The sequence below is a fragment of the Rhodococcus jostii NBRC 16295 genome, assembly GCF_001894825.1.
GTDB lineage: Bacteria > Actinomycetota > Actinomycetes > Mycobacteriales > Mycobacteriaceae > Rhodococcus_F > Rhodococcus_F jostii.
Genome location: NZ_BCWY01000036.1, coordinates 66,931 through 90,380 on the forward strand (window position 1 = coordinate 66,931; position 23,450 = coordinate 90,380).

Consider the following 23,450-nt stretch of genomic DNA (forward strand, 5'->3'; position numbering starts at 1 on the left):
AGGTCTCGGAACGCAGCGGAGCCGGTGCCCATCGATCGGGGCACCGGCTCCGCTGTCTGCGAGGTCGGATCAGGGGGCGTCGACCGAGTCGGACGGCAGGCCGAAGAAGATCGGGTACAGCGACGGACCGCCCTCCGGGAGGGCTATCTCCGCGCCTACCCGCCTGCCGCCGAGACGCTCCCACAGCCGCAGGTTACGGGGACTGGACGCTTCGGCGTACACCCCGACCCCGTCGTGCAGTCGCATCGCGCGCAGCGCGCCGGTCAGTGACGCCCGCACGCCGGTGCCGCGGCTCTCGGGCCGGACGGCGGCGAACATGACGTGGCAGTGCGGCGGAAGGTCGGCGGGGTGGTGCGCGTCGAGTGCCTCCATCAATGCCCGTACCCGGGCGCCGCACGCGCCGGTGGATGCGGCGAGCCGATCGACGAAGGCCTGGTTCTCGGCGTCGGACACTGCGGGCTCCCCCGGTGGTGACCAGACCAGCACGGCAGAATAGTCTTCCGGCGCAGCGACGACGCCGCCGTGATTCAAGAGGAATTCGGTTGTCGACGCGAAGAAGGCGGCCAGGTGGTAATCCCGTCCCAGTGTGGTCGGCGGGATCGCCCATTCGATGATCGGATCGTCGCGGAAGGCGGCCACCAGGGTCGCGACCACGGCATCCAGATCCGGGCTTCCGGTGACGACAGGATCTGTCGTCGATATGTCGGGCAGGGTCATGCGAACTCCTCGATGGGGGTGTGGAGACGAGCTCCGGCGTCGCGGTGTGCGGACACGATCGCGGCCAGGCACTGGTCGATGTCGTGGGCGGTGGTCTGCCAGTTGCAGACCGACAGGCGCAGGCACGGCCTGCCGCGCCAGGTCGTCGGGCTCGCCCACGCGACGGGTCCGCGTTGGAGGGCGGTGACGATGCGGGTGAGGTGTTCCGCGTCGGTGGTCTGGTCGTCCGGCGTGAATGCGACCAGCACCTGGTTGAGCACGACATCGTTGACGACGGTGACACCGTCGGTGTGGGCCAATCCCGCGGCCAGACGCCGGGCGAGGGTGCAGCAGCGGTCGATCAGGTCGGCGACGCCGTCGGCGCCGAGGTGCCGGAGCGTGGCCCACAGCACGAGGCTGCGGGCGCGCCGGGACATGTCCGGGGTGTAGTCGACGGGGTCCAGGCCGCCGTCGACCGCCGGGGTCAGGTACTCGGCGCTGGTGCGCAGCGCGGCTCGGTGGGACGTCGGATGTGCGCACAGCACGACTCCGCAGTCGTAGGGGACGTTCAGCCACTTGTGGGCGTCGGTGGCCCACGAATCGGCCTTTTCCAACCCCGAAACATGGTGGCGAACAGTGTCACTCGCCGCTGCCCACATTCCGAATGCGGCGTCGAAATGTACCCAGCCGTCGTACTCGTGCGCGAGATCGCACACGGCCTCGAGGGGATCGACGGCACCCGAGTCGACGTTGCCGACCTGACCGCAGACGATGAGCGGCCCACTCGTCCGAGTCAGCTCGGCCTCGAGCGCGCGCACGCGCATCCGGCCCTGATCGTCCGTCTCCACTGGTGTCACCTGCCCGGCGAGCCCGAGCAGCCGCAGTGCCCGGTGAACCGTGACGTGACAGCCCTGACTCACCAGGATTCTCGGCGGGGGTGCGCCGATCAGCCCGTCCCGCTCGACGTCCCACCCGTGGGCGGCGAGCACGTGGTGGCGGGCGGCGGCCAGCCCGGTCAGATTGGCGGTCGCGCAGCCCGTCGTGATCCCCACCGACGTGTGCGGCGGAAGTCCGAAGAGCGTGACCAGCCACCGCGACACGGCCTCCTCGACCACCGCCGCCGTCGGGCTCGTCGCGTACAGGGCGCCGCACTGGTCCCACACGGAGGTGAGCCACTCGGTTGCCACCGCGACGGGATACGCCCCGCCCATGACGAATCCGAGGAACGTCGGTGCACCCGAATGCAGGAGTCCCGGCTCGCCGTGCTCGATCAGCTCACTCAGTACGGTCTGCGCGTCGACTCCGTTCCGGGACAGCGGGGCGGCCAGTCCGCGGCGGAGTTCGGCGCGATCCACGACCGAGCCCGTGCGCTCGGATCGCGGATCCCGGAGATACGTCGAGCTGTAGTCGCCGACAGCCCGCAACAGGTCGACGGTTACCTCGCGGGCGCCGGCGTCCGTCACCGTTCCTCCCGCGGCGCGGGGACGTAACGGGCGACGTCGGACGGGAGCCGGACCCCCGCCGTCCTCAATTGGGCGACCCGGGTGAGGTAGGCGGCGCCTTCGAGTACGTGGTGCGCGATGTCGGCCACCCGGCGATTCGTGGGGGCGGCCAGGTGCGTGCCGGCGACCCAGCCGTTGAACGCCCCCATCGCCGGGCCGCACCAGATCTGGTAGTCGGCCGTCCGCTCCGCCTCGCCGCGGATGCTCCAGCCCGACGACAGCCCGAGGTACCAGCGGAAGACGAGTGCCATCTTGCGTTTCGGGTCGTTCTCCGCTCCGCGGAGTTGCGCGGGGTCGCGCTCGCTGAAGTAGCTGACGCAGTCGTTCCACACCTCGTCCAGCGGACGGCGGAATACCGCCGACTCGAGGTCCCGCCGGGTCGCAACCGGAATGGACTCGATGCCCGCGTACTCGCGGTAGGTGTCGTAGAGGCGATGCGCCCGGGAGGCGAACATGGTCCCGCGTCGAAGCACCTGCACCTGGACGCCGAGTTCGAACATGTCGGACGACGGGGCCATCGTGCAGTCGGCGACGCCGGCACCGGCGAGAAGCGCCTTGGTCGCCCCGGATTGATCGGCCTCGATCGAGGCCTGGTTGATCGAGCCGGTGACGACATACGCGGCTCCCAGGGCGAATGCGGCGGCGGCCGCGGCCGGGGTGCCGATGCCGCCGGCGGCCCCGACGCGCACCTCACCGAGTTCGGGCAGTTCCCGCCGGATGCGGTCGCGTGCCGCGATGAGGTCGGGGAGCAGCACCATCAGCGGCCGTCGATCGGTGTGGCCGCCGGAGTCGGCTTCGGCGGTGATGTCGTCGGCCATCGGGACCGTCCGTCCGAGCCGGGCCTGCTCTTCGGTGAGGTCACCGCGCTCCACCAGTGTCCGCACCAGGGTGTCGGGGGCGGGACGGAGGAACAACTCGGCGACCTCCACCCGGGAGACCTTGGCGATCACCCGGTGCGCCCGGATCACCCGGCCGGCGCCGTCGGACGACAGCCCGGACAGCCGGTACCGAACCACTTCGGGACTGAGGTCCATGAACGCCGAGGCCTCGACACTCCGTACCCGGTGGCGCAGGCAGGCGTCGACGATGGCGCGTTCCAGGGCAGGTTCGGTGGGGCTGTGAATGAGATTGCAGCCATGGGGTGTGTCGCCGAGGTCGGCGGCGAGCCTGGCCAGTGCCGCGTCCACGCGTGCCGGCACCACACCGGCCGCGCCGTAGAAAGCCAAGTACCCCGCGCGCGCGAGCGCGGTGACCAGGTCGGTCGAGGCGATTCCGTTGGCCATCGCCCCCGCCGCGTACGCCGCGCGCACTCCGTGGAACGCACGGAACGCGCTGTCCCCCAGCGATTGTGCCGGTAGTGGTGCGACGGCACTGAGCACCTCGAGGCGTGACGCGAGCGCCCTGTCCGACGTGACCCCGACACCGTCGGCATCACGGACCACCCAGCAGGGTGCGCTCAGATCGAGCAGCAGTTCCCGGATTCCCGCGGTGTCACGGGTCGGGGCGGACATGGAAATGGTCATTCCGGGGCCTTCCGCTCGGTGAGTTCGATGGCAATGTCCTGGAGTTCGTAGATCCGCAGTCCCGGTTTCCACAACGATGCGTCGGCAGTGACCATCACACCGTCCGGCGACGAGGTGACGGTCTTGATGTGGACCTCGATTTCGCACGTCCCGTCCGACGGGAGGAATTGGCCGCGGTACTTCCAGGCGAAGGCGATGCCCGGCGGAATCGAGAACACCGGGTCGGTGAGACCGTCCGCGAGTCCGGAGTCGACGGCCCATTCCTGCATGGCCTGAATCACCGACTCCACCCCGAGCGATCCGGGAATGACGGGGTCGAGGTGGAAGTGCCGGGTGAAGAACCAGTCGTGCGGATCGATCCGACGCCGGGTGTGCAGGTATCCGTTGCCGAAGGTGCCACCGCCGTCGACGACATCGATCCAGTCGAGCAGCGCCAGTGTGCGGCGCGAGCAGAGCCGATCGGCCGGGTTCGCGCGTCGCGCGTCCAAGTCGATCCGGCGGACGGTGACGTCGTTCGCGTGAACGTCCAGCCAGGACGGCCGGTGGCGGCCGGCGTCGAGGCCGGTCTGGTTGGCGAGTGCCTCGTCGCTGAAGTAGCCGAACATCGTCTCGCCCTCGTAGAACGGCTCGCCGTCCACCGACAGCGTGTAGTCGAAACTCTGCAGCGACGAACCGGGCAGCATTGTCGTCGACAGCAGACGGGATTCCTGCGTGATCGTCCTGTCCCGCAGGTCCACTCGCCGCAACACGGTGGCGGTGCCCCCGAGATTGCGGAGGCTCTGGGTGGTGTTCGGTTCGGTGAGCGTGGGTCCGAGGTAGTAGCCCATCAGCAGGGCGGCCTGCAGCGACGTCTCCATGTAGACGAAGTGGGGCATCGATTCGTTCGCACTGTCGGTGTAGTACCAGGAGTCGGCGGGTGAGTCGTACTCGCTGCGGTACGACACCTGGGTGTCCAGGGTTCCGCGGGCGCCGTCGAACGCGGTGATGCGGTCGACGAGGAGCAACCCGCCCGTGGGCAGTCGGGTGGCCCGCACACCGGTGTAGTGAGCGAACTCCGGTCCGAGGGCGATGCCCTGTTCTCCGCGGGCGAGGTGGGCCATGTGGAATTCGTTCAGCAGGGCGGTACCGCCACCGGCATCGATTCGCCCGGTCCACGTGTCGAGGGTGCCGCCCGGGCCCGGGCCGATCACCGAACCGGGGTTCTCCGTGACGGTGACCGTCACCGCGACGCTCGGTCCCCCGCCGCCGCACAGCACCTCGGCGGTGACGTGCGGTCGGGGCACCAGATCGATGGTGGTGACGATCAGTTCGAGTTCCGCGCCGGTCGGTGAGTCGTCCCCGCCGACATCCGCCGCGGCCGACGCGACGAGCCGGGCATCGGCGAAGCACAGGTGCAGCCCGGCGTAGAGGGCGAACACCTCGACCGCCTGCGTTGCCGCGGCGACGGCGTTGCCGGTATAGGCCGCCCGCAGGTGCCCGAGACCGAGTGTTCCCGCACGGAGCCCGATCTCGGTCACCTCGTCGAGTACCAGCGGGGTGTCGCTCGCGAGCCGGATGTCGGGGTTGGCGCCGGGCTGCCGGTAGGCGTTCCCGAGGACGGCGGACACCTCACCCCGAGACAGTGCCTCGAGCGCGCCGCGGTCGAGGCGATCGACGGTGGTGCGGGCCGGGGGTTTGAACGCACCTTCCGGCGCCGGCGTCGTCACCGCGTCGAGCCGTGCAGGTGACAACGCCTGCACGGTGACCACGCCGGTGTCGAATGCCTGCCGGAAGATGCGGCGCTGCAGGGCGACCTGCGCCGAGAGGGCGGCGCGATGGGCCGTAGCGATGCCCGCCCGCAACTCGGCCAGCGGCGTCACGGTCGACGCGGGACCGGTCGGCTGGGACGGCGCCCGCCGGGCGACCGGTGTCGGTAGAGTGCCCGAGCCGGGTGACGCGACGGCAACGGGATCGAACGGTGTCCCCTCGAAGCCGAGGGCATCGGGGCTGGTCGTCGGCACGGTACTCATACGTTCCACTGCCTCACTGATTCACGGAACTTCTCGGACAGGTCGGGGGTGGTGACCACGGTGACGTCGGTGAAACGCTGGAGCACCCTGCCGTCGAGTCCGACGGCACAGGCATCCACCAGCGACTCGGCCGCGCCGGTGCGGGCGTTGTCGACGACGAGAACGAAGGGTTTGCCGTCGGGGAGGGTGTCGAAGTAGTCGATTCGGCCCACTCCCAAGGGCAGGCAGGCCGAGCCGAGGAGGCGGTGACCGAGGACGGGTGGGCCCTGCAGGATCACGTCCGCGAGAACGGGATTGTGCAGCACCCCGCCGAACGCTCCCAGCGCGACAGGGGCGCCGGACAGGGCACATTCGAGCACCAGCGAGTCGGTGTCGTCGCGGAGGATGCGCCGCATCCCCTGCAACGGCGGGGCATGAAACTGGGTGGCGTCCCGGTAGAGGGTGCCGGCGTCCGGACCCGTGGCCGGCCAGGTGACCGGCACGGACGGTGCCGCATCCGGGGAGGGTGCGAGCTGGAACGTCGCGGCGTAATGGGGCATCCGCTTGCCCCCACCCGATCCGGACACTCGCACCTGCACGACCGTGCTGTCGGAGGCCTCGTGCACGGTCTCGATCGAGACATCTCCGACCGGGTGGTCGAACACGATTCCCTTCTGGACCCGGAAGTCGCGGACCGAGACGACGCAGAGTCCCGGATGTGCCCGCTCGACGACGTTGATCATGCCGCCGAGTCCGAAGGTGGCAGGGAGGACCGCGTGTTCGCCGATCCGGTGCGCCGAGATGACACGGTGGTCACCCAGATCGGTGAGGCTGCGGCGCACTATGGTGTCGGACTGGGCAGGTCTGCCGTTCTCCGCCAGCGACTCCGCCTCTCCGACGAGTACGACGACGTCGTCACGGCGCGCCTCGGTGAACTGTTGCGTAAACGCACGGGCACCGACACGCGGGTCCAGAAGCGCCACTCCCCTGTCGAGGAAGTACCCGCGGAGTTCGGGAGTGACCATGCCACCGTCCCAGGCGCCCCAGTCGATCGCCGTCACGTGGTGGTCGGGACTCCGATGCTTCCAGGTCGCGGCGAACCGGCCGAGCGCCTCGTTCGCCGCCGCGTAGTCGGACTGACCGGAATTGCCGTACAGGCCGGCAACCGAGGTGAAGAACACCAGGTGTCGCAGGGGTGACTCGTCATCGCCGCCCTCGAGGGCGGCGAGTACTGCTGCGAGGCCACCGATCTTCGGATCGAGCACCCGGTCGATGTCCGCGCTGGTCTTGGACGCGATCAACGCGTCCGCGAGGACACCCGCCCCGTGCACGACCGCCGTGATCGTGGCGCGGTGGTCGCCGAGCGCGGCACGAATTCCCTCGGCATCGGTCACGTCCGCCGCGAGGTACACCGCACGGTCGCCGAGATCGGTCAGGGTCTCGCGGATTTCCCGGGTCGCGAGGATCCCGGAGCAGGCGCGAGCGATTTCTCGTGGGGTGGCCCCGGTCCCGGCGAGTGCGGCAATGGCGGCTCCCCGGAGGTCGTCGGGACCGACGTTCTGCGCCCAACCGGGTTCGGCCACCAGTTCGGTCCGTCCGATCAGAACGAAACGCGCGTCGCAGTGGTGTGCGAGGTCGCGCACACAGAGCGCGGTGACGCCCCGTGCCCCGCCGGTGACGAGGACGACATCGTCCGACGTGAGCGTCGATGCGTCGATCGGGGTGTCCAACCGCACCGTAGTCCGGGTCCCGGATGGTGCGTGGATCCCGGGCACCACCGTGTGCCGGTCGCCGAGTTCCCCTACGCCCACTTCGGGGGTGTCGACGGCACCGTCGTGGAGTTCGTCGAGGACGGCATCCGCGAACCGTTCCGGATCGACCGACGGGTGGACGTCGACGGCGCGGCAGAACAGCGTGGGGTGCTCCACGGAAAGGGTCTTGACCACACCTCCGACGCCGCCGACGAGCGCCTCGACGGGGTCGCCGTCTCCGACGAATCCGAGGGCGCCGTCGATCCGGGTGACCGTGACGAACGCTGCGCGCGTGCCGTTCCGAGCGATGTCGAAGAGGCGGGTGTGGGCGTGTTTCGCGACGAGGATCGTGGTGGCCAGTGCTCGTTGCGCGGTGGTCCACTCGGCGCACGTGCCGACAACAACCACGCACAGGTCGATCGGCGCGGTGAACTCGGCAGCCAGCGTGGCCTCGATCTCGTCGAGTGTGCCGGTCGGGAGGATGCGGCGGATCGTCCCGCCGCGCCCGGTCAGGGCACGATCCAGTGCATCGGCGTCGTCAGCGGATGTCGTTCCGAGTTCTACAATCACCGCCTCGCCGCCGGTGCGGAACGCGTCGTCCCGCAGGTCGATGGCGGGCAGTGCGACGAGTTCGACGAGATGCCGCGGCGCGATGGCCGCGGCCTCAGCTTTTGGGTGGACATCACTCCCCTCGGCGAGGATGTCGACGATCTGGTCGAGTGTGCGCAGGGTGCCGAGTTGCTCGGGACCGAGACTCGGCAAGTGCGGGAACCGCTCCTGCACCGCACCGAGCACCTGCACCCGCTTGATCGAGTCGACACCCAGATCCGCCTCGAGATCCATCGACGGATCCACCATCTCCACCGGATACCCGGTCTTGTCCGCCACCACCTCCTGCAGCGCCATCCGCAGAGCGTCGGCGCCTACGGCGGCGGAACGCTGATCATGCTGCGCGGCTGAGGTATCCGCGCTCGTCACCGGTTCCGCATCCGCGGCCGATGTTTCTGCGAGGAGGTCGACGATCTGGTCCAGCGTCCGCAGGGTGCCGAGTTGCTCGGGACCGAGACTCGGCAAGTGCGGGAACCGCTCCTGCACCGCACCGAGCACCTGCACCCGCTTGATCGAGTCGACACCCAGATCCGCCTCGAGATCCATCGACGGATCCACCATCTCCACCGGATACCCGGTCTTGTCCGCCACCACCTCCTGCAGCGCCATCCGCAGGGCGTCTGCGCCTACGCCGGCGGAACTCTGATCATGCTGCGGCGTGGTCACGGCCGCAACCGCAGCGGGTTCGGGAGCCGCGCTCGCCTGGGCAGGTGCGGCGGGGGCGAGAGTTCGCATGGGCTCCGGGTCCTGGCGCTGCGGCAGTGCGGGAAGGTGGTCGACCCGCGCGGACACCGCGACCCGTGCGACGGGCGCGGCCCCGACGTCGAGGTCGGCGAGCTGTCCGAGGACCTCGGTCGCCCGGGCATGCGAGTGACTGATCGCCACACCGTGGTCCTTCACCGCCTCGATCGCGCGGACCATTCCGTCGTCGAGGGTGCCCGCACCGAGGGCGCGGGCCAGTTCCCGGGCCATGTCGAGCTGCCCGTCGAGGTAGTCGTTGTGCGTCGCAAGATGCTGCGACAGAGCGGTGTCGAGGCCTGGTGCAGACCCCGTGGACGGGTGGGACATGGCGTTCTCCCTTGCTGGGACGACTGGGGACGGTGCGGCGGCGGCCGGCGCCGACACCGCCGGGGTGGCGGCGACCGGCGCTACCGGCTGCGGCGCGGCCCCGGCATCCGGGGACACGCGGTAGCCGTCCGCCAGAGCGTCGGCGTAGGCCCGGCGCCGCGAGTCGGGGACATACTCGGGGGCCGAGAGCGTCACGCTCATGCCGCCGCGTGCGGGCGCGGCCGGTGCGATGTCCTGGTAGCGGTTGATGCCGTGCAGTTCGACTCCGAGCACCGCGAGCTGGACTGCGGCCCGCGTGAACGTGAGGTCACCGTCTCCGAGCGGTCCGGCATCGGTGGGGATGGCGATCACGTCGTCACCGAGAGTGCGACGCACCAGGGACGTGAGAACCTGCTTGGGACCGAACTCCACGAACACCGTGCAGCCCGCGGCGCGCATGCTCTCGACGGCGCCGACGAATTCGACCGGTTGCAGGAGTTGGCCGACCAGGGTCTTGCGGTTGGCGTCGACGTCCGCGCCGTACCCCGCACCGGGTGAGTTAGCGTACACCGGCGCGTCCGGTTCCCCGATCCGCACCGATTCGACGGCGGGACCGAAGGCGTCGACCGCGTGCCCGACGTACGGCGTGTGGAACGCCGCCGCGACCGGCAGATCCCGGGTGGCGAACCCGCTTTCGGCACACTTGTCTGCGACGGTCGAGACGGCGTCCGCTCCGCCGCCGACGACGATCTGGTCGGGCGCGTTGTGGTTGCACACCCACACGTCCTCGACCTCGGCAATCAGGGCGTCGACCTCGGCGCGGGTCGCTGCGACGGCGAGCATCGTGCCTGTCTCCGCGCCGGATTCCGGGGCCATGGCCTGGCCGCGAGCGCGCGCCAGGGTGAAGAAGTCGGCTGCGTCGACGGCCCCCGACGCCCACAGAGCCGTGAGCTCACCGAAGCTGTGACCGAGGTAGCCGTCGGCGCGGAACCCGAGTTCGGTGAGGGCCCGGAACTGGCCGGCGGACAGCGCTCCGATGGCCGGTTGCGCGTACTCGGTGCGACGCAGCGTGAGGTCCTGCTCGGCGCGGGCGGCGTCGTCGAATGCGGGCGGCGGGAACACGATCGACGCGAGGCGGCGCGGTTCACCGGCGAAGGCTGCATTCGCGAGGTCGAACGTCTCGGCGACCACGGGGTTGCTCAGCGCCACGGCCGATCCCATGTCGACGTACTGGCTGCCCTGCCCCGAGAAGAGCGCACCGATCCGGAGGTCGACCGGCGCCGCGGACCGAAAGTAGATGCCCTCGGGGTGATTCCACTGCTCGGCCGAAGAATTCTGGGTGAGCTGTTCGACAGCGAGCGCGCGCAGATGTTCCTCGTTCTCGGCGTCCACCGACACGAATCCGATACGCGTGTGATCCTCCGGGACGGCGCCGCCGTCCGACGAGGGTTCCGTCCGCACCAGCTCGACGAGACCGGCGACGTCCGGGGCGTGCCAGAGATGGGCGGTCGGGGTGCCGTGCAGGGTACGGAGCTGTGGCCGCGAGGCCACGTGCTCTTCGAGCACGATGTGGAAGTTTGTGCCGCCGAAGCCCATCGCCGAGGCCGCGGCGCGGCGGACCGGACGCTCGGGATCGCGGATCCAGGGACGGGTGCGGGTGTTGATGTAGTACGGCGCGTCCGCCGACCCGATCGCGGGATGGGGCTGGTCGACGTTGATCGTGCCGGGCAGCACGCGGTGGTGGAGACCGAGGGCGAGCTTCATGACGCTGGCGGTACCCGCTGCCCCCTTGGTGTGCCCGATCTGCGATTTGACGCTGCCGAGTGCCGCGAACCGGGTCTCGGTGGTGGCGTCCGCGAGCAGGCCGCCCAGGGCCGAGAGTTCGGTGCGGTCACCGACGGCCGTTCCCGTCGCGTGGGCCTCGAACAGCTCCACCGAGGCAGGTGAGCACTCCGCGTCCGCGTAGGCGCGGTCGAGCGCGATCCGCTGACCTTCCGCGCGGGGGGCGTAGATGCTCTTCGAGCGGCCGTCGCTCGAGGAGCCGAGACCCTTGATCACGGCGTAGATGCGGTTGCCGTCGCGCTCGGCGTCCTCGAGTCGGCGCAGGGCGAGCATGCTGATGCCCTCACCGAGCAAAGTTCCGTTCGCCTGATCCGAGAACGGACTGATCCGGCCGGTCGGCGACAGTGCCCCCACCTTGCTGAAGCACATGTAGATGAAGATCGAGTTCTCGGTGTCCACGCCGCCGGTGATCATCGTGTCGGCGCGACCGTCGAGCAGCTCGGCCACCGCGGTCCGCATCGCTGCCAGCGACGCCGCGCAGGCGGCGTCGACCGTGCAGTTGATTCCGCCGAGCCCGAAGCGGTTGGCGATCCGTCCCGCGACGACGTTCGCGAGCAGGCCCGGGAACGAGTTCTCCTCCCACGGCGCGAACGCGGTCACGAACTTGTCGGCGATGGCGTCCGCGTCGGCATCGGACAGTCCGCAGCTGCGCGCCGCCTCCTTCAGCACCGGCGTCGACAGGCGCGCCGCGAGCGGATGCATCAGCGGCACCGGGCCGGTCGTGCCGAGGACCACACCGGTCCGGCTCGGGTCGTACCACGGCGAATCCTGCGCGCCGGCGTCGGCCAGGAGGTCGCGTGCCACCCCGAGGGACAGGGTCTGCATGGTGGACGTGACCTCGAGCTGGTTCGGGGGCAGACCGAACTCGAGCGGATCGAAGTCGACGTCGGGAAGGAACGCACCGCGCCTCGAGTACGTCTTGTCGGGTGCGTCTCGATTCTCGTCGTAGTAGTCCTCGAGGCTCCAGCGTGATGCCGGCACGTCCTCGGTGCAGTCGACACCGTCGACGATGTTCTGCCAGTACTCCCGGTGGTTGCGGGCTTTGGGGAAGAGTCCGGACATACCGACGATGGCGATCGGGTTGCGGGCCAGTCGTCGGTCGTCCAGGCGATCGGATCTCACGGGCGATGCGGTGGTCACGATGTTCCTCTCGGATGAAGGCGGGGTCGCTCAGGCGGCGAGGGTGGTGGCGGAGGCCCGGGACACCAGATCCGCGGCCGCGGCCGCGAAGGATCGGTGGCCTTCCGGGCTCGGATGCAGCCCGTCGGACGTCCACATGTCGTCGCGGCCCCATTCGGTGCCAGCTCTCAGGTCGATCAGGAGGCTGCCCGTGTCTGTGACGACGTCGACGAGAACGTCGTTGGCCTCGGCGAACCGCTCGCGCAGCAGAGACTTGAAGCCGTCCGGAACGGGAAGCCTCGCAGGGATATCCGGGTAGGTCGCGGTGAACACCGTGGCACCCGAGCCCCGCAGGTCCCCGAAGATCGTTCGCAGGTTGCGGGCGAAGCGGTCGGGCGCGTAGTCGCTGACGAGATCGTTGACGCCCACGACCACCCCGACCAGCGGTGCCCGTGAACCGAGCGCCGACGCCAGCTGGGTCTCGACGACATCGCCCGTCGTGGCGCCGTGGGTACCGAGGTTGCGAACCCTGCTGCTGCGCAGACCGATCTGTCCTGCGAACCGCGGCACCCAGCCCCGGTAACCGCCGTCCTGAACCGGGTCGCCCCTCCCCTCGACGAAACTGTCGCCGAGGACGGTCAAGCCCTGCCCCGTCATGCCGACGTGAGGTGCCGGTCGGACTCGGGCAGGTCGACCTCCGCGTACAACTCGGCGAGGTTCTCCGGAGCGAAGAAGTCCTCGCCGGGAATGCCGCCCGCGATGAGCCCGAAGAACCTCTTCGTGTAGCGCGGGCTCTTGCTCGCCGCGCGGAACACCGAGTCGTAGTACGGGGTCAGCGTCAACTCGGAGATGCTCGTCGTGAGCTCGTAGGTGCCGTTGCTCTGCTCGTCGCGTGACTGCTGGTAGTCGGCGAGCGCCTCCTCCATCGGCCGATCGCCGCTCAGACCCTCGGCGATCCGCTGCGACAGCAACTCCGCGTACTTGAACGCATCGGTGATACCCCAGCCGGTGAAGGGATCCTTGTGGTAACCGGCGTCTCCGACGAGCGCCCATCCCGGTCCGAAGGACTGCCGGTAGTAGTTGTCCGGGTACAGCATGGGGCGGAACTGTTCCTCGCGAGTCGCATTGTCCCGCAGGTCTTCACCGTACTTCGGGTCGATCGCGTCGACGATTTCCTGGACCCCCGCGTCGGGGTTCGCGCGGAAGTCGCGGAACTGATCCCGCGGGCGCATCACCGCGACAAGGCTCAGGCCGTCGTTGGTGGGCCAGGACGCGAACTGCTGGCGCCCGAACCCGGTGCGGTGATGCATGCCCCACTCGATGCCCGAGTAGTACGAGTAGTAGACGAAGCATCCGCCGGGGCTACCGCGGTAGACCTCGGCACCGACCTTCTTCGCGACGATCGAGTTGGCGCCGTCGGCACCGACCACGATGGACGCCCGGAACTCCAGTTCCGCGCCGTCGCCCTCGGTGCCGCGGATGCCGACGACGCGGCCGTCTTCCTCGATCAGATCGGTGACGGTGAACCGCTCGATCACCTCAACCCCCGACTCGGCGGCCGCGTCGACGAGGATCTTGTCGAGCACGGTGCGACGCGGGCAGTACACGGCATCGATCCCGTCGATCGGGTCGGCGAAACCGTCGAGAGCGATGTCGGTGTAGGAGAAGTTCAGGTGACGGATGGGCGGGCATCCGGTGGCGATCACGGCATCGAGCAGGCCCCACGCCTGCAGGCGGGACAGCCCCGCCTGGTGGACGTAGTGAGTGGAGATCGTGTCGCTGGGAAAGTTGGTGCGATCAACGGCGAGAACGCGGTAGCCCTGCCTGGCGAGCAGCATCGCCAGCGGTGAACCCGCCACTCGGGCTCCGACAACAATGGCGTCATACATTTCGAATCACTCCCTATTTCGCGGTCACCCTGTCTGGGACCGAGTATTCTTCGGAAATTATGGTCGATCTATTCAGAGCGCCCGAAATGATCGGACGATCGAGACCGGCTATGAGCGAAGAACATGCGCGGCGGAATTTAACGAGAATGTTGCGGAGAAGGCGTCGCGGAGTTCACACCCGGACCCCGTACAGCGCGTCGATCTCGGCTCGGTAGGCGTTTTCGATCGGTGCCCGGCGCAATTTCAACGAGGATGTCAACAGGCCGGCTTCGAGCGTGAAGTCACCGTCGACAACCCGGAATTCCCGGATCGATTCCGCACGGGACACGAGGGTGTTCGCGTCGTCGACCGCCGTCTGGAGTTCCGCCCGCAGGCCGGTGTCGTCGACGCCGTCGGACCACCCGTTCTGTTCCCGCCACGTCGCGTACCGGTCGCGGTCGAGGGTGAGCAGTGCCGAAACGAACGGGCGGCCGTCACCGACCACGATGCAGTTGCTCACGAGGGGGTGCAGGCGGATCCGGTCCTCGAGCGGCGTCGGCGCGACGTTCTTTCCACCACTCGTGACGAGGATTTCCTTGCGCCGGCCGGTGATACGCAGAAACCCGTCCTGGTCGATTTCGCCGAGGTCACCGGTATGGAGCCAGCCGTCGCCGTCGACGGGTGTCTTGTCCGCCGCCGCACCCCAGTAACCCGGGGTCACGTTGGCACCCCGGATCAGGACCTCACCGTCGTCCGCGATGGCGACGGTCGTGCCGGGGATCGGGCGGCCGACAGTACCCAGCCTGTTCGTGCGGGGCTCGTTGACTGTCACCGCGGTCGCCGTCTCGGTCATCCCGTAGCAGTTGAGGATGTTCACTCCGAAGTGCGCGAAGAATCCGGCGGTCGTGTCGTCGAGGGACGCGCCGCCGGAGATCACCTGTTGGAGACGCCCGCCCATCAGGTCGGCGACGGGACCGCCCGTGGCACCTGCGGGTGATACCCCGCGCAGCACGGCGAGTCCCTCCTCGACCGCGGCGCGTTCGACGTCCGGCGTCAGCGTCCGGCGCGCCGCCTTCCGGATCTTCTCCAGCGCATACGGCACGAGGGCGAGGAACGTCGGCCGCACGGTGGGCAGGGCCGGAAGCAGATCGGGAATTCCGGGTAGCAGATGCGTGCGGGTTCCGCCGACGAGGCACGCGAACAGGATCGTCTGACCGAACACGTGCGCGAGCGGGAGCGCGTGCGCGGTCACCGCCTGGTCCTGCCCGTCACCGCCGAACAGGGTCCCGGTCTGCAGGACCGTATTTGCAGCGGCCGCATACATGTTGCGGTGGGTCAGCACGCAGCCCTTCGCGAGCCCGGTGGTTCCGCTCGTGTACACGATCATCGCGGCGTCGTCGGCCCGGACGGTAGAGATCCGGGGGTCGAGCTCAGCGTGCACCGGGCCGAACGACCACCGCGCGAGGTCCGCGAACGTCCACGCCTGCGGTGCGCCGGCCGCCGTCAGCCGGCCCGCGTCGCCCTCGGTCTCCGCAGCGAAGTGGACGGAACCCGAATCCGTGAGGACGTGCCGGATCTGGAGGTCGGAGGACGTCGGATACACCGGTACCACGACCGCACCGATCGCCAGCGCCGCGACGTCGAGCAGCGCCCATTCGAGGCTCGTGCGCCCGAGCACTGCGATCCGGTCGCCGGCGCACACGCCTCGCTCCAGAAGCGCAGACGCCAGGGCCCGGGTGCGCTCCGCGAGCAGACCACACGTCAACACTTCGCCGTCCGCGCCGGAACACAGGGCAATTCGATGCGGGGCCGTCGCGGCAGTGGCGCTCACCACCGAAAAGAGTCCGCTCTCGTCGGATAATTCGAGGCCATTTCCGGAGAAAGAAACAGTATTCATGCTTAGAATTGTTCGGCAATCACCGATTATTGGCAATGACCACAAAACAAAGGTGCGAAAGAAGAATTCTATCGCCGAAATCAAATAGCGACCAGGCCGCCCTCATTGCGCTGCAATTCATCGAAATTGTCGACGCAATCGAGGAAAGAGAACACCGCAGGATTCACCTCGACGGACCGCCACACCGCATACAAATCGATCGTCGGAATCGGATCGAACAACTTCACCGCCACCGAATTCGCACCCATCGCACCGAGCCCACCCGAACTGGCGCGCGGCAACGACGCAAACCCCACCAACGGCTTGACCGACACCATATGCGCGGTCGCCCCCGGATCATCCGCGGTCTGCACCACGTCCAGCGAGATCCGACTGTCGGAGGCCGCACCGAAGATGGAGTCGTACATCGCCGGGCACTGATCACGCGAAAACATCACGCACTCCTGGGTCGCGAGCTCGGCGAACGGAACCGCAGCCCGCCCCGCCCAGGCATGACCCTTACCCACGACAGCGACCAACGGAATCCTCCGCAGCACCCGGCGGTACCGGAAATCCGCCGTCCGCGGGTGCCCGTACACGAGGGCGATGTCGAGCGTGCCGTCCGCCAGATCCGCGAGCTGCGGACCCGTCCGCTTCTCCCACAACGACACCACGACATCCGGATGCACGGCACTCATCTTCGCCAGCGCCGACGGCAGGACATGCCGGCTGGCCGGCATGTTGTACCCGATGCTCAGGGCTCCCGAGCGCCCGTCCGCGGTCGCCCTCGCGATCCGCGCGGCCTTCTCCATCTGAGTGACGATCAACCGAGCCTGAGCCTCGAATTCCCGGCCCGCGGAGGTCAACTTGACCTCGTGGGACGTGCGTGCGACGAGTCGCACCCCCAACGACTTCTCGAGCTTCTGCAACTGCGCACTGAGCGACGGCTGGGTCAGATGCAGCCGCGACGCCGCCCGCCCGAAATGTAGTTCCTCGGCGATAGTGATGAACGAGACGATATGTCTGAACTCCATAGTCACTCCCCGACGGCGAGCGCCGCCTCAATGTCCGGTAGCTCGTGCTGCAAAGGCTAGCGGGGCGTCATAACTGCGGGTGAACTGCGCAAACACAGCAAGAGCCACACACGCGAGCGATGAATGAATGGGACTACATCTCGTCTATGAGAGTGCGAGCGCTTGACTGATCCCGACCAGTTGTCGGTCCGCCTGACACAGAGCGTGAAAATGCTCGCCACCGGCGAGTCTCCGACACTACCTGGCGAACTACCTCACCAATCCGATTTCGATGCCCAGAAGGCGCACCACAGCGGTCCGAGAATGACCCTCTGCGTCGCGGACCGACGACGAGTGCACCGCGCAACCGTGCCCAGCGGGCGATGATGACGTTGCGGGCTCTGGGCGGGGACTTCATGATCACAGACCCAAACCAGGTGCCCGCTTCTTCGGTTCTCCGCGCGGCACACGCCCGGCCATCGCGAGTTCTCGACCACTGCCTAGGCTTCTGCGGCTCCGTGATAGAAGAATTGGCCGAGCCCGACCGTGAAGACGAGCATGCCGTACAACGCGTGTTCGACAGAGACCGTCAACAGCGACTGGGTGCGACGATATCTCGTCGCGAATATCCACCCGCCGACGATCGTCATTGCGACGGATATCCAGCTGCCGAACGCGATGTGCACAAAACCGAATGCCGCGGCACTCGCGGCGACCATTCGGGTACCCTCGCCGAAAACCGGTGCATACCTGTGGAACACGAACCCTCGGAAGATGAGCTCCTGCGGGTACACACTGAGCAACGGATACAACACCATCACGAGGGCCCAGATCAGCGGGTCCTCGCGCGGAAAGGCGAATAGCAGATTCGGGTGCAGGAGCGCCACGGCCACGGTGAGCCCTACCGCAGCGAGACACCAGAGCACCGCGATCGAATGCGCCTGAGACGGAAGTGTTCGCGGACGCCACAGCGAGGCCCGATCGAAGCCGGAAGACCGCAGCAGATAGGTCACGACTGCCAGGCCAAGTACCAGAAGGAACGGGATCGGACTGGTGCCCCGTAGCAGGACGGCGTAGATGCTTGCCAGTCCGAAGAACAGCAGCGCGTACTCCCCCGCGAGATATGCCTTACGAAACCGCCGCGTCGTCACCGCGTCACCCTAGTCCCTGAAAGGGCTGTTTCGGTTGTGGCCGGATCGAGTCTTGTCGAGGTCGTCATCGAGAATTCATTCGAGTCGCTAGTGGGGTTGAAGCCCTGACGTCAGCTTCCGCATCTCCATCGATCAAAATGCGCACAACGGTGCCCACCTCGAGCGGATGGGCCACGCCGACCCGGCGGCCGGCGAAACCCGGCACAAGCCCGACCTGCTGACCCACCAGCCCGAATAGTCATTCGTCGGGAAAATCTCCCGTGATCACGAAGATGACGCGGCGACTGATCTCGACGGTGTGATCACAGAAGCGTTCATAGAACCGGCCCAGCAGTGTGATGTTCACCGCGGACGCGGCCCCATACAGCCAGTCGTCGCTTTTTGTGGCGGCGAAAAGCTTGCGGAGCAGCTCGTCGGTCCGCTCGTCCGCCCAGATCAAGTCCAATGCGGCCGCCTCGTCTCGGGTCCGCAGGACTTCCCGGGCCGCCGCGGCCTGTGCCGTGGCCGCCGCCCCCATATCCGAGATGATGCCCCGCAGCTCGTAGGGAACGACCGGCTCGGGGTGGTGCAGCCGTGCCACCTCGGCGATGTGCGCCGCCAGGCTGCCCATCCGCCGCAGGTCCGCGATGTTGTGCATGCCACCGATCAAGGCCCTCAGGTCCTGCGCCACCGGTTGCTGACGAGCAATCAGAGTGAGCGCACGATGATCCAGTTCCCGACCCCGGGTGTCGATTTCAGCATTCAGTTCGGTGGCCCGGTCGGCCGCGGGCAGGTCGGTGTCGAGCAAGGCCCGGGTTGCGCAATCGATCACGTCCACCGTAAAGGCACACAGCTCGACCAGATCCTCCCTGAGCTCCTCGAGCTGTTCGTCGAATTGTTCGCGCATCGTCCCAGATTCCCTCTCGCGATCGATTACTCGGCTGTCCGAAACACCCACCCCGGGGGTCTGCGGCACGCTGCCCGGGGATACCCCCTTCCGGGGTCGGGGGAAACAGTCTTCTCGCGGGCATGTGCATTGCGCCTCCATGCGAGAATGACACTCGTGCCCGACCAACCGAACCGCAGCGAACCAGGCCTGTTCACGGTCGGCTCGAAGGTCTGGTTCCGCGACGGTACCGGCGGCAACCACATCGCCCGGTTACCGGGCACGGTCGTCGAGGACTACTGCGACGAGGTCGCCGCCAACGCCCATCTGGGCCGTGACTGGGCGCCCATTCGACGGTGGGCCGTCGCGCTGGACGACGGTCGGCTCGTCTTCAGCGACGGACACGACCTCGAGGGTCGGTGACCCGGGTCGGAGGATCATGTCCGATCCGAGCCGGGAACGGCTATCCCAGGGCCGCCACGACACCCGCGATCCGCGTGTCCGGGTACCAGCCGCGCAGCAAGCCTGACCACCACCGGCGACGAGCGATCGCCTCGGAACCGATCACCTCGGAACCGATCACCTCGGAACCGGCATTCGGCGGAGACACGGGCACAACAGGCATGACGGGCACCAGCCCCTGAAGTTTCTCGCGGGCGAGCCGCTCGACGAGAAGCGGAACGAAATCACGCACCTTGCCCTTCGCGAAATGCTCGTGCGCGGAACGCACCACCTGTTCGATGCTCTCCCTGGGAAGTTCCGGGAACCGCGCACCGAGGCGGTCGATGACTTGGTCGATGTGCAGAAGCTCTTCATCGTGCGTCATGTAGAAATCCTCCGCCGAGCCACAGACTGGGTCAATGAGCGAATCGACGACCTTCGAGGCAGGATTCCGGTGGTTCCCGTCGGGAGAGGGAGCTCCGGCGCCGCACACGACTGCGCAACCGGGGCCGTCCCCGTGATCAGGACCCGCTGCCCGTTCGGGCCCGCATCAGGGCCTGCTGATGTTCGCGGACGTCCTCGCCGTGGGCAGGGGACGCCACCCAGCTGCCGTCGGGGTGCAGCACCCAGCACCGGGTCCTCGGATCGAGCGCCGAATCGAACATGTCGCCCAATTGCGCGGTGAGCCGGGGATCTTTCACCTGGGCCATGACCTCCACCCGACGATCGAGATTGCGGTGCATCATGTCGGCGCTGCCGATCCAGAACTCGTCCGCCCCGCGGAAGTGCAGGACCCGTGAGTGTTCGAGGAAGCGCCCGAGGATCGATCGGACCTCGATGTTCTCGCTCAGTCCCGGCACCCCCGGTTTCAGGGCGCAGATTCCGCGGACGACGATCTGTACGGGCACCCCGGCGTTGGACGCGAGGTAGAGGGCGTCGATCACCTGTTCGTCGACCAACGCGTTCGCCTTGAGGCGGATACCCGCGTCCTCGCCGCGGAGTGTGCGTGCCACCTCACCGTCGATGCGCTCGACGATTCCCCGGCGCACACCGTAGGGTGCCACAAGCAGGTTGCGGTACTGCGTCTTCCGCGAGTGTCCGGTGAGGGAATTGAAGAGGTCCGTGAGGTCGGCGCCGATCTCGGGAGCGGCGGTGAGGAGACCGACGTCCTCGTACAGCCGGGCGGTCTTGGGGTGGTAGTTCCCGGTGCCGATGTGGCAGTAACGCCGGATAGCGGAACCCTCCCGCCGGACCACGAGGCAGGTCTTGCAGTGTGTCTTGAGCCCGACCAGCCCGTACGCCACGTGCACGCCGGCCCGTTCCAGTTTGCGGGCCCACTCGATGTTGGCCTGCTCGTCGAATCGCGCCTTGATCTCGACCAGTGCCACAACCTGTTTGCCTGCCTCGGCGGCGGCGATCAGCGCGTCGACGATGGGGGAATCGCCCGAGGTGCGGTACAGGGTCTGCTTGATCGCCAGTACCTGCGGGTCGGCGGCAGCCTGCTCGATGAACCGTTGCACGCTGGTAGAGAACGAGTCGTAGGGGTGGTGAACGAGCACGTCACCGTCGCGGAGAGTCGCAAAAATACTCTTGGGGGTTTCGCGTTCACCGAACGCCGGATGGGTCGCCGGAACGAACGGTGTGTCCTTGAGTGCCGGGCGGTCGACCGCATACACCTGCCACAGGCACGACAGGTCCAGCAGACCCGGCACCTGGATGACATCACCCGGATCGACGTCGAGTTCGCGCAGCAGCAGGTCGAGCATGTGCTCGGTCATGTCGTCGGCCACCTCGAGCCGCACCGGCGAACCGAAGCGTCGCCGTGCCAGTTCGCGTTCCAGCGCCTGCAGGAGGTCCTCGTCCCGGTCTTCCTCGACCTCGAAGTCGGCGTTGCGGGTGATCCGGAACGCGTGGTGCTCGACGATCTCCATGCCGGGGAACAATGCGTCGAGGTGCGCCGAGATCAGTTCCTCCATCGGGAGGAACGCGTCGATCGCCGCAGGGGTGTCGTTGCGCCGGACCCGCACGAACCTGCCCACGTTGTACGGGACCTTGACGCGGGCGAAGTGTTCCCCACCGGACTCGGCATCCTTCACTGTCACCGCGAGGTTGAGACTGAGTCCACTGATGTAGGGGAACGGGTGCGCGGGATCGACGGCGAGCGGCGTGAGGACCGGGAAGACCTGGTCCTGGAAGTGCACCGACAGCCGGCTACGGTCGTCGTCGTCGAGATCGGACCAGCGGACGATCGAAATGCCTTCCGCGGCCAGCGCCGGGCGCACCGAGTCGATGAACACCCGCGCATGTCGGTACGAGATCTCCTGGGTGCGCTTGGCGATCAATGCCAGCTGCTCACGCGGGGAGAGTCCGTCCGCGGACCGGACCGACAGACCCGTCTCGTCCCGGCGTTTGAGACCCGCGACCCGGACCATGAAGAATTCGTCGAGGTTGGTGGAGAAGATCGCGAGAAACTTGGCGCGCTCGAGTAACGGCAGCGAGGTGTCCTCGGCGAGTGCGAGTACCCGGGAATTGAAATCGAGCCAGCTGAGTTCGCGGTTCAGGTAACGATCTTCGGGGAGCCCGTCAATGAGCGCACTCGGCACGGTGCTGGTGACGGCAGGCGGCGGCGGGATGCTCGGCGGGGGCGCAAGGACGCGACCGTCGTGTCCTCCATCCTCCACGTCGACGTCGGTGTCCTGAGGGTGTGCTTCGCCGTCGCTCACTCCCCCATCATCCCTCGAGAATTCGAGTCTGGACAGTCAGTAGGCGTCGAGCCACCGCCAATCCATGCATCCAATACCAAGCCCTCGCCGCAGCTTCGCTCTCGAAAGCCAAAGCGGCCACCGCATCCGCAAGCACCCGCTGCTCGCCCCGGACGCCGCTGCCGACGAACGGTGCGCCGCCTTGGACACCATCGACCTCGCCGGCACCCTGTGGTGCACCCACGGCGAAACCGTCACCGCACTCGCCGCTTGCACCCCAACCGACGGAACACGCGCATTCCCCATCGGCCACACCGCACAAGGTGGGGCCTGGCTGCTGAATGCCCACACCCCGCTGCGCTACCTCGACCCCGATCCACCGCAGCAACCTCCCTGCAGTGATGCACATCACATCTGGGGTTGGCCGGTGTAACGTTCCCGGCCCTTCCGGACACCGTTCGATTAGCCGCAGACGCTGGGCCCGCGGCACTCGGATTAGGACCACCCACCCATGAGCACCATGCAGCTCCACCCGATCACCCACTCCACCACCAGCACATCTTGGAAGCGCCTGGTTGCCGTCGCCGCCGCGACCGTCGCACTCGGCCTCATCCCGGTCGGCGCCGCGAACGCCACCACCGCACAGCCGAACGCCGCGCAGCCCGTCGCCGCCGCAGTCACCCATGACAGTCCGCTCGACCGCGACAACGACATGCAGCAGCAACGCCGGCACGACCGCCAGCGTGACGAGCGTCAGGACCGCCGCGCCGAAACCACCGTGCTCGACCAGGTCCTGGTCGGCTGGAACAGCAGCACCCTGATGTAGAGCAGCCCGACCGCCCTTACCCCCGGGGACCGGCAGAGCACAGCGCTCCCCACCCCGCCCTTCCACATCACCCCGCGTCGAGAACCCCGAGAAGGCAAACATGAGCACGACCGAAATTCGCGCGGGCGAGGCGGTCACCACCACCGCGACTGTCGACACGAAGTTCGAGGTCCTCGTCCTCCCCGTGACCGACGTCGACCGCGCTACCGACTTCTACACCAGCCTCGGCTGGCGACAAGATGACGCCCCGCCCGGCTCCGGCGTCGTCGAGTTCACCCCAACCGGCGCCGGCACCTCTGTGCACTTCGGCGCCCACCTCACCACCGCCGCACCGGGATCCGCCAAGCGTTCCTCATCGTCTCCGACATCACCGCTGCCCACGACCAACTGGTCGCCGCGGGCGTCGCCGTCAGCGACATCTTCCACGACACCGCCAACGGCCCGTCCCCGGTCCCGACCCCGCCCGCGGCAGCTACAACTCGTACGCCACTTTCGCCGACCCCGACGGCAACACCTGGGTCCTCCAGGAAGTCACCACCCGCCTCCCCGGCCGCATCACCACCGCAGCAACAACATTCAGTTCTCACCGCGACCTGATGAATGCGCTTCTTCGCGCCGCAATCGCTCACGG

17 protein-coding genes are annotated in these 23,450 nt (G+C 67.9%); 3 read left to right on the forward strand and 14 right to left on the reverse strand.

Annotation, left to right across the window (positions count from 1 at the left end):
• Positions 1–69 precede the first annotated feature (69 nt).
• From RJ1_RS23050 to phoU, 11 genes are all read right to left on the reverse strand, one after another.
• A complete protein-coding gene (locus RJ1_RS23050) occupies positions 70–717 on the reverse strand; it encodes an N-acetyltransferase (protein ID WP_073364289.1) in 648 nt (215 codons plus the stop codon).
• On the reverse strand, positions 714–2,159 hold the full coding sequence (locus RJ1_RS23055; RefSeq protein WP_073364291.1) for a pyridoxal phosphate-dependent decarboxylase family protein: 1,446 nt from the start codon (positions 2,157–2,159) through the stop codon (positions 714–716). Before RJ1_RS23055 ends, RJ1_RS23050 begins: the two co-directional genes overlap by 4 nt.
• Positions 2,156–3,721: a PfaD family polyunsaturated fatty acid/polyketide biosynthesis protein gene (locus RJ1_RS23060; protein ID WP_073364292.1), complete on the reverse strand. Its 1,566-nt coding sequence runs from the start codon at positions 3,719–3,721 to the stop codon at positions 2,156–2,158. The genes RJ1_RS23055 and RJ1_RS23060 overlap by 4 nt, the downstream gene beginning before the upstream one ends.
• On the reverse strand, positions 3,718–5,730 hold the full coding sequence (locus tag RJ1_RS23065) for a beta-hydroxydecanoyl-ACP dehydratase (protein ID WP_073364294.1): 2,013 nt from the start codon (positions 5,728–5,730) through the stop codon (positions 3,718–3,720). Before RJ1_RS23065 ends, RJ1_RS23060 begins: the two co-directional genes overlap by 4 nt.
• Positions 5,727–12,098 carry a type I polyketide synthase gene (locus tag RJ1_RS23070; RefSeq protein ID WP_255284899.1) on the reverse strand — a complete coding sequence of 2,124 codons (6,372 nt, stop codon included), beginning with the start codon at positions 12,096–12,098 and terminating at the stop codon, positions 5,727–5,729. Before RJ1_RS23070 ends, RJ1_RS23065 begins: the two co-directional genes overlap by 4 nt.
• 30 nt (positions 12,099–12,128) lie before the next feature.
• Positions 12,129–12,734, reverse strand: coding sequence for an SGNH/GDSL hydrolase family protein (locus tag RJ1_RS23075; RefSeq protein ID WP_073364297.1), 606 nt, complete (start codon positions 12,732–12,734; stop codon positions 12,129–12,131).
• Entirely contained in the window at positions 12,731–13,966 is a 1,236-nt protein-coding gene (locus tag RJ1_RS23080; protein WP_073364299.1) for an NAD(P)/FAD-dependent oxidoreductase, read from the reverse strand. Before RJ1_RS23080 ends, RJ1_RS23075 begins: the two co-directional genes overlap by 4 nt.
• A gap of 172 nt (positions 13,967–14,138) precedes the next feature.
• The gene (locus tag RJ1_RS23085) at positions 14,139–15,842 is read right to left on the reverse strand and encodes an AMP-dependent synthetase/ligase (protein WP_073364300.1); all 1,704 of its coding nucleotides are present in this window, start codon (positions 15,840–15,842) and stop codon (positions 14,139–14,141) included.
• An 80-nt stretch (positions 15,843–15,922) separates the two neighbouring features.
• Complete coding sequence (locus RJ1_RS23090) at positions 15,923–16,855, reverse strand: LysR family transcriptional regulator (RefSeq protein ID WP_073364302.1); 933 nt, start codon at positions 16,853–16,855, stop codon at positions 15,923–15,925.
• 479 nt (positions 16,856–17,334) lie between these two features.
• Positions 17,335–17,985, reverse strand: coding sequence for a CPBP family intramembrane glutamic endopeptidase (locus RJ1_RS23095; protein ID WP_073364304.1), 651 nt, complete (start codon positions 17,983–17,985; stop codon positions 17,335–17,337).
• 238 nt (positions 17,986–18,223) lie between these two features.
• Positions 18,224–18,871 carry a phosphate signaling complex protein PhoU gene (gene phoU, locus RJ1_RS23100; protein ID WP_073364305.1) on the reverse strand — a complete coding sequence of 216 codons (648 nt, stop codon included), beginning with the start codon at positions 18,869–18,871 and terminating at the stop codon, positions 18,224–18,226.
• 156 nt (positions 18,872–19,027) lie between these two features.
• Between phoU and RJ1_RS23105 the strand changes: the two genes are divergently transcribed.
• Complete coding sequence (locus RJ1_RS23105) at positions 19,028–19,273, forward strand: hypothetical protein (protein WP_073364322.1); 246 nt, start codon at positions 19,028–19,030, stop codon at positions 19,271–19,273.
• Positions 19,274–19,313: 40 nt separating this feature from the next.
• Here RJ1_RS23105 and RJ1_RS23110 read toward each other — a convergent pair whose 3' ends face one another.
• Positions 19,314–19,676, reverse strand: a complete 363-nt coding sequence (locus RJ1_RS23110; protein ID WP_073364307.1) for a three-helix bundle dimerization domain-containing protein — start codon at positions 19,674–19,676, stop codon at positions 19,314–19,316.
• A gap of 136 nt (positions 19,677–19,812) precedes the next feature.
• Positions 19,813–22,014: an RNA degradosome polyphosphate kinase gene (locus tag RJ1_RS23115; protein WP_073364308.1), complete on the reverse strand. Its 2,202-nt coding sequence runs from the start codon at positions 22,012–22,014 to the stop codon at positions 19,813–19,815.
• Positions 22,015–22,078: 64 nt separating this feature from the next.
• Here RJ1_RS23115 and RJ1_RS23120 point away from each other — a divergent pair, with 64 nt between their 5' ends.
• Together RJ1_RS23120 and RJ1_RS23125 are read left to right on the forward strand one after the other, a co-directional pair.
• Complete coding sequence (locus tag RJ1_RS23120) at positions 22,079–22,426, forward strand: hypothetical protein (RefSeq protein WP_240320111.1); 348 nt, start codon at positions 22,079–22,081, stop codon at positions 22,424–22,426.
• 78 nt (positions 22,427–22,504) lie between these two features.
• Positions 22,505–22,819, forward strand: a complete 315-nt coding sequence (locus RJ1_RS23125) for a hypothetical protein (protein ID WP_073364310.1) — start codon at positions 22,505–22,507, stop codon at positions 22,817–22,819.
• Between the two features lie 317 nt (positions 22,820–23,136).
• Here RJ1_RS23125 and RJ1_RS47300 read toward each other — a convergent pair.
• The coding region (locus tag RJ1_RS47300) for a hypothetical protein (RefSeq protein ID WP_218026506.1) at positions 23,137–23,450 on the reverse strand (314 nt) is incomplete at its 5' end.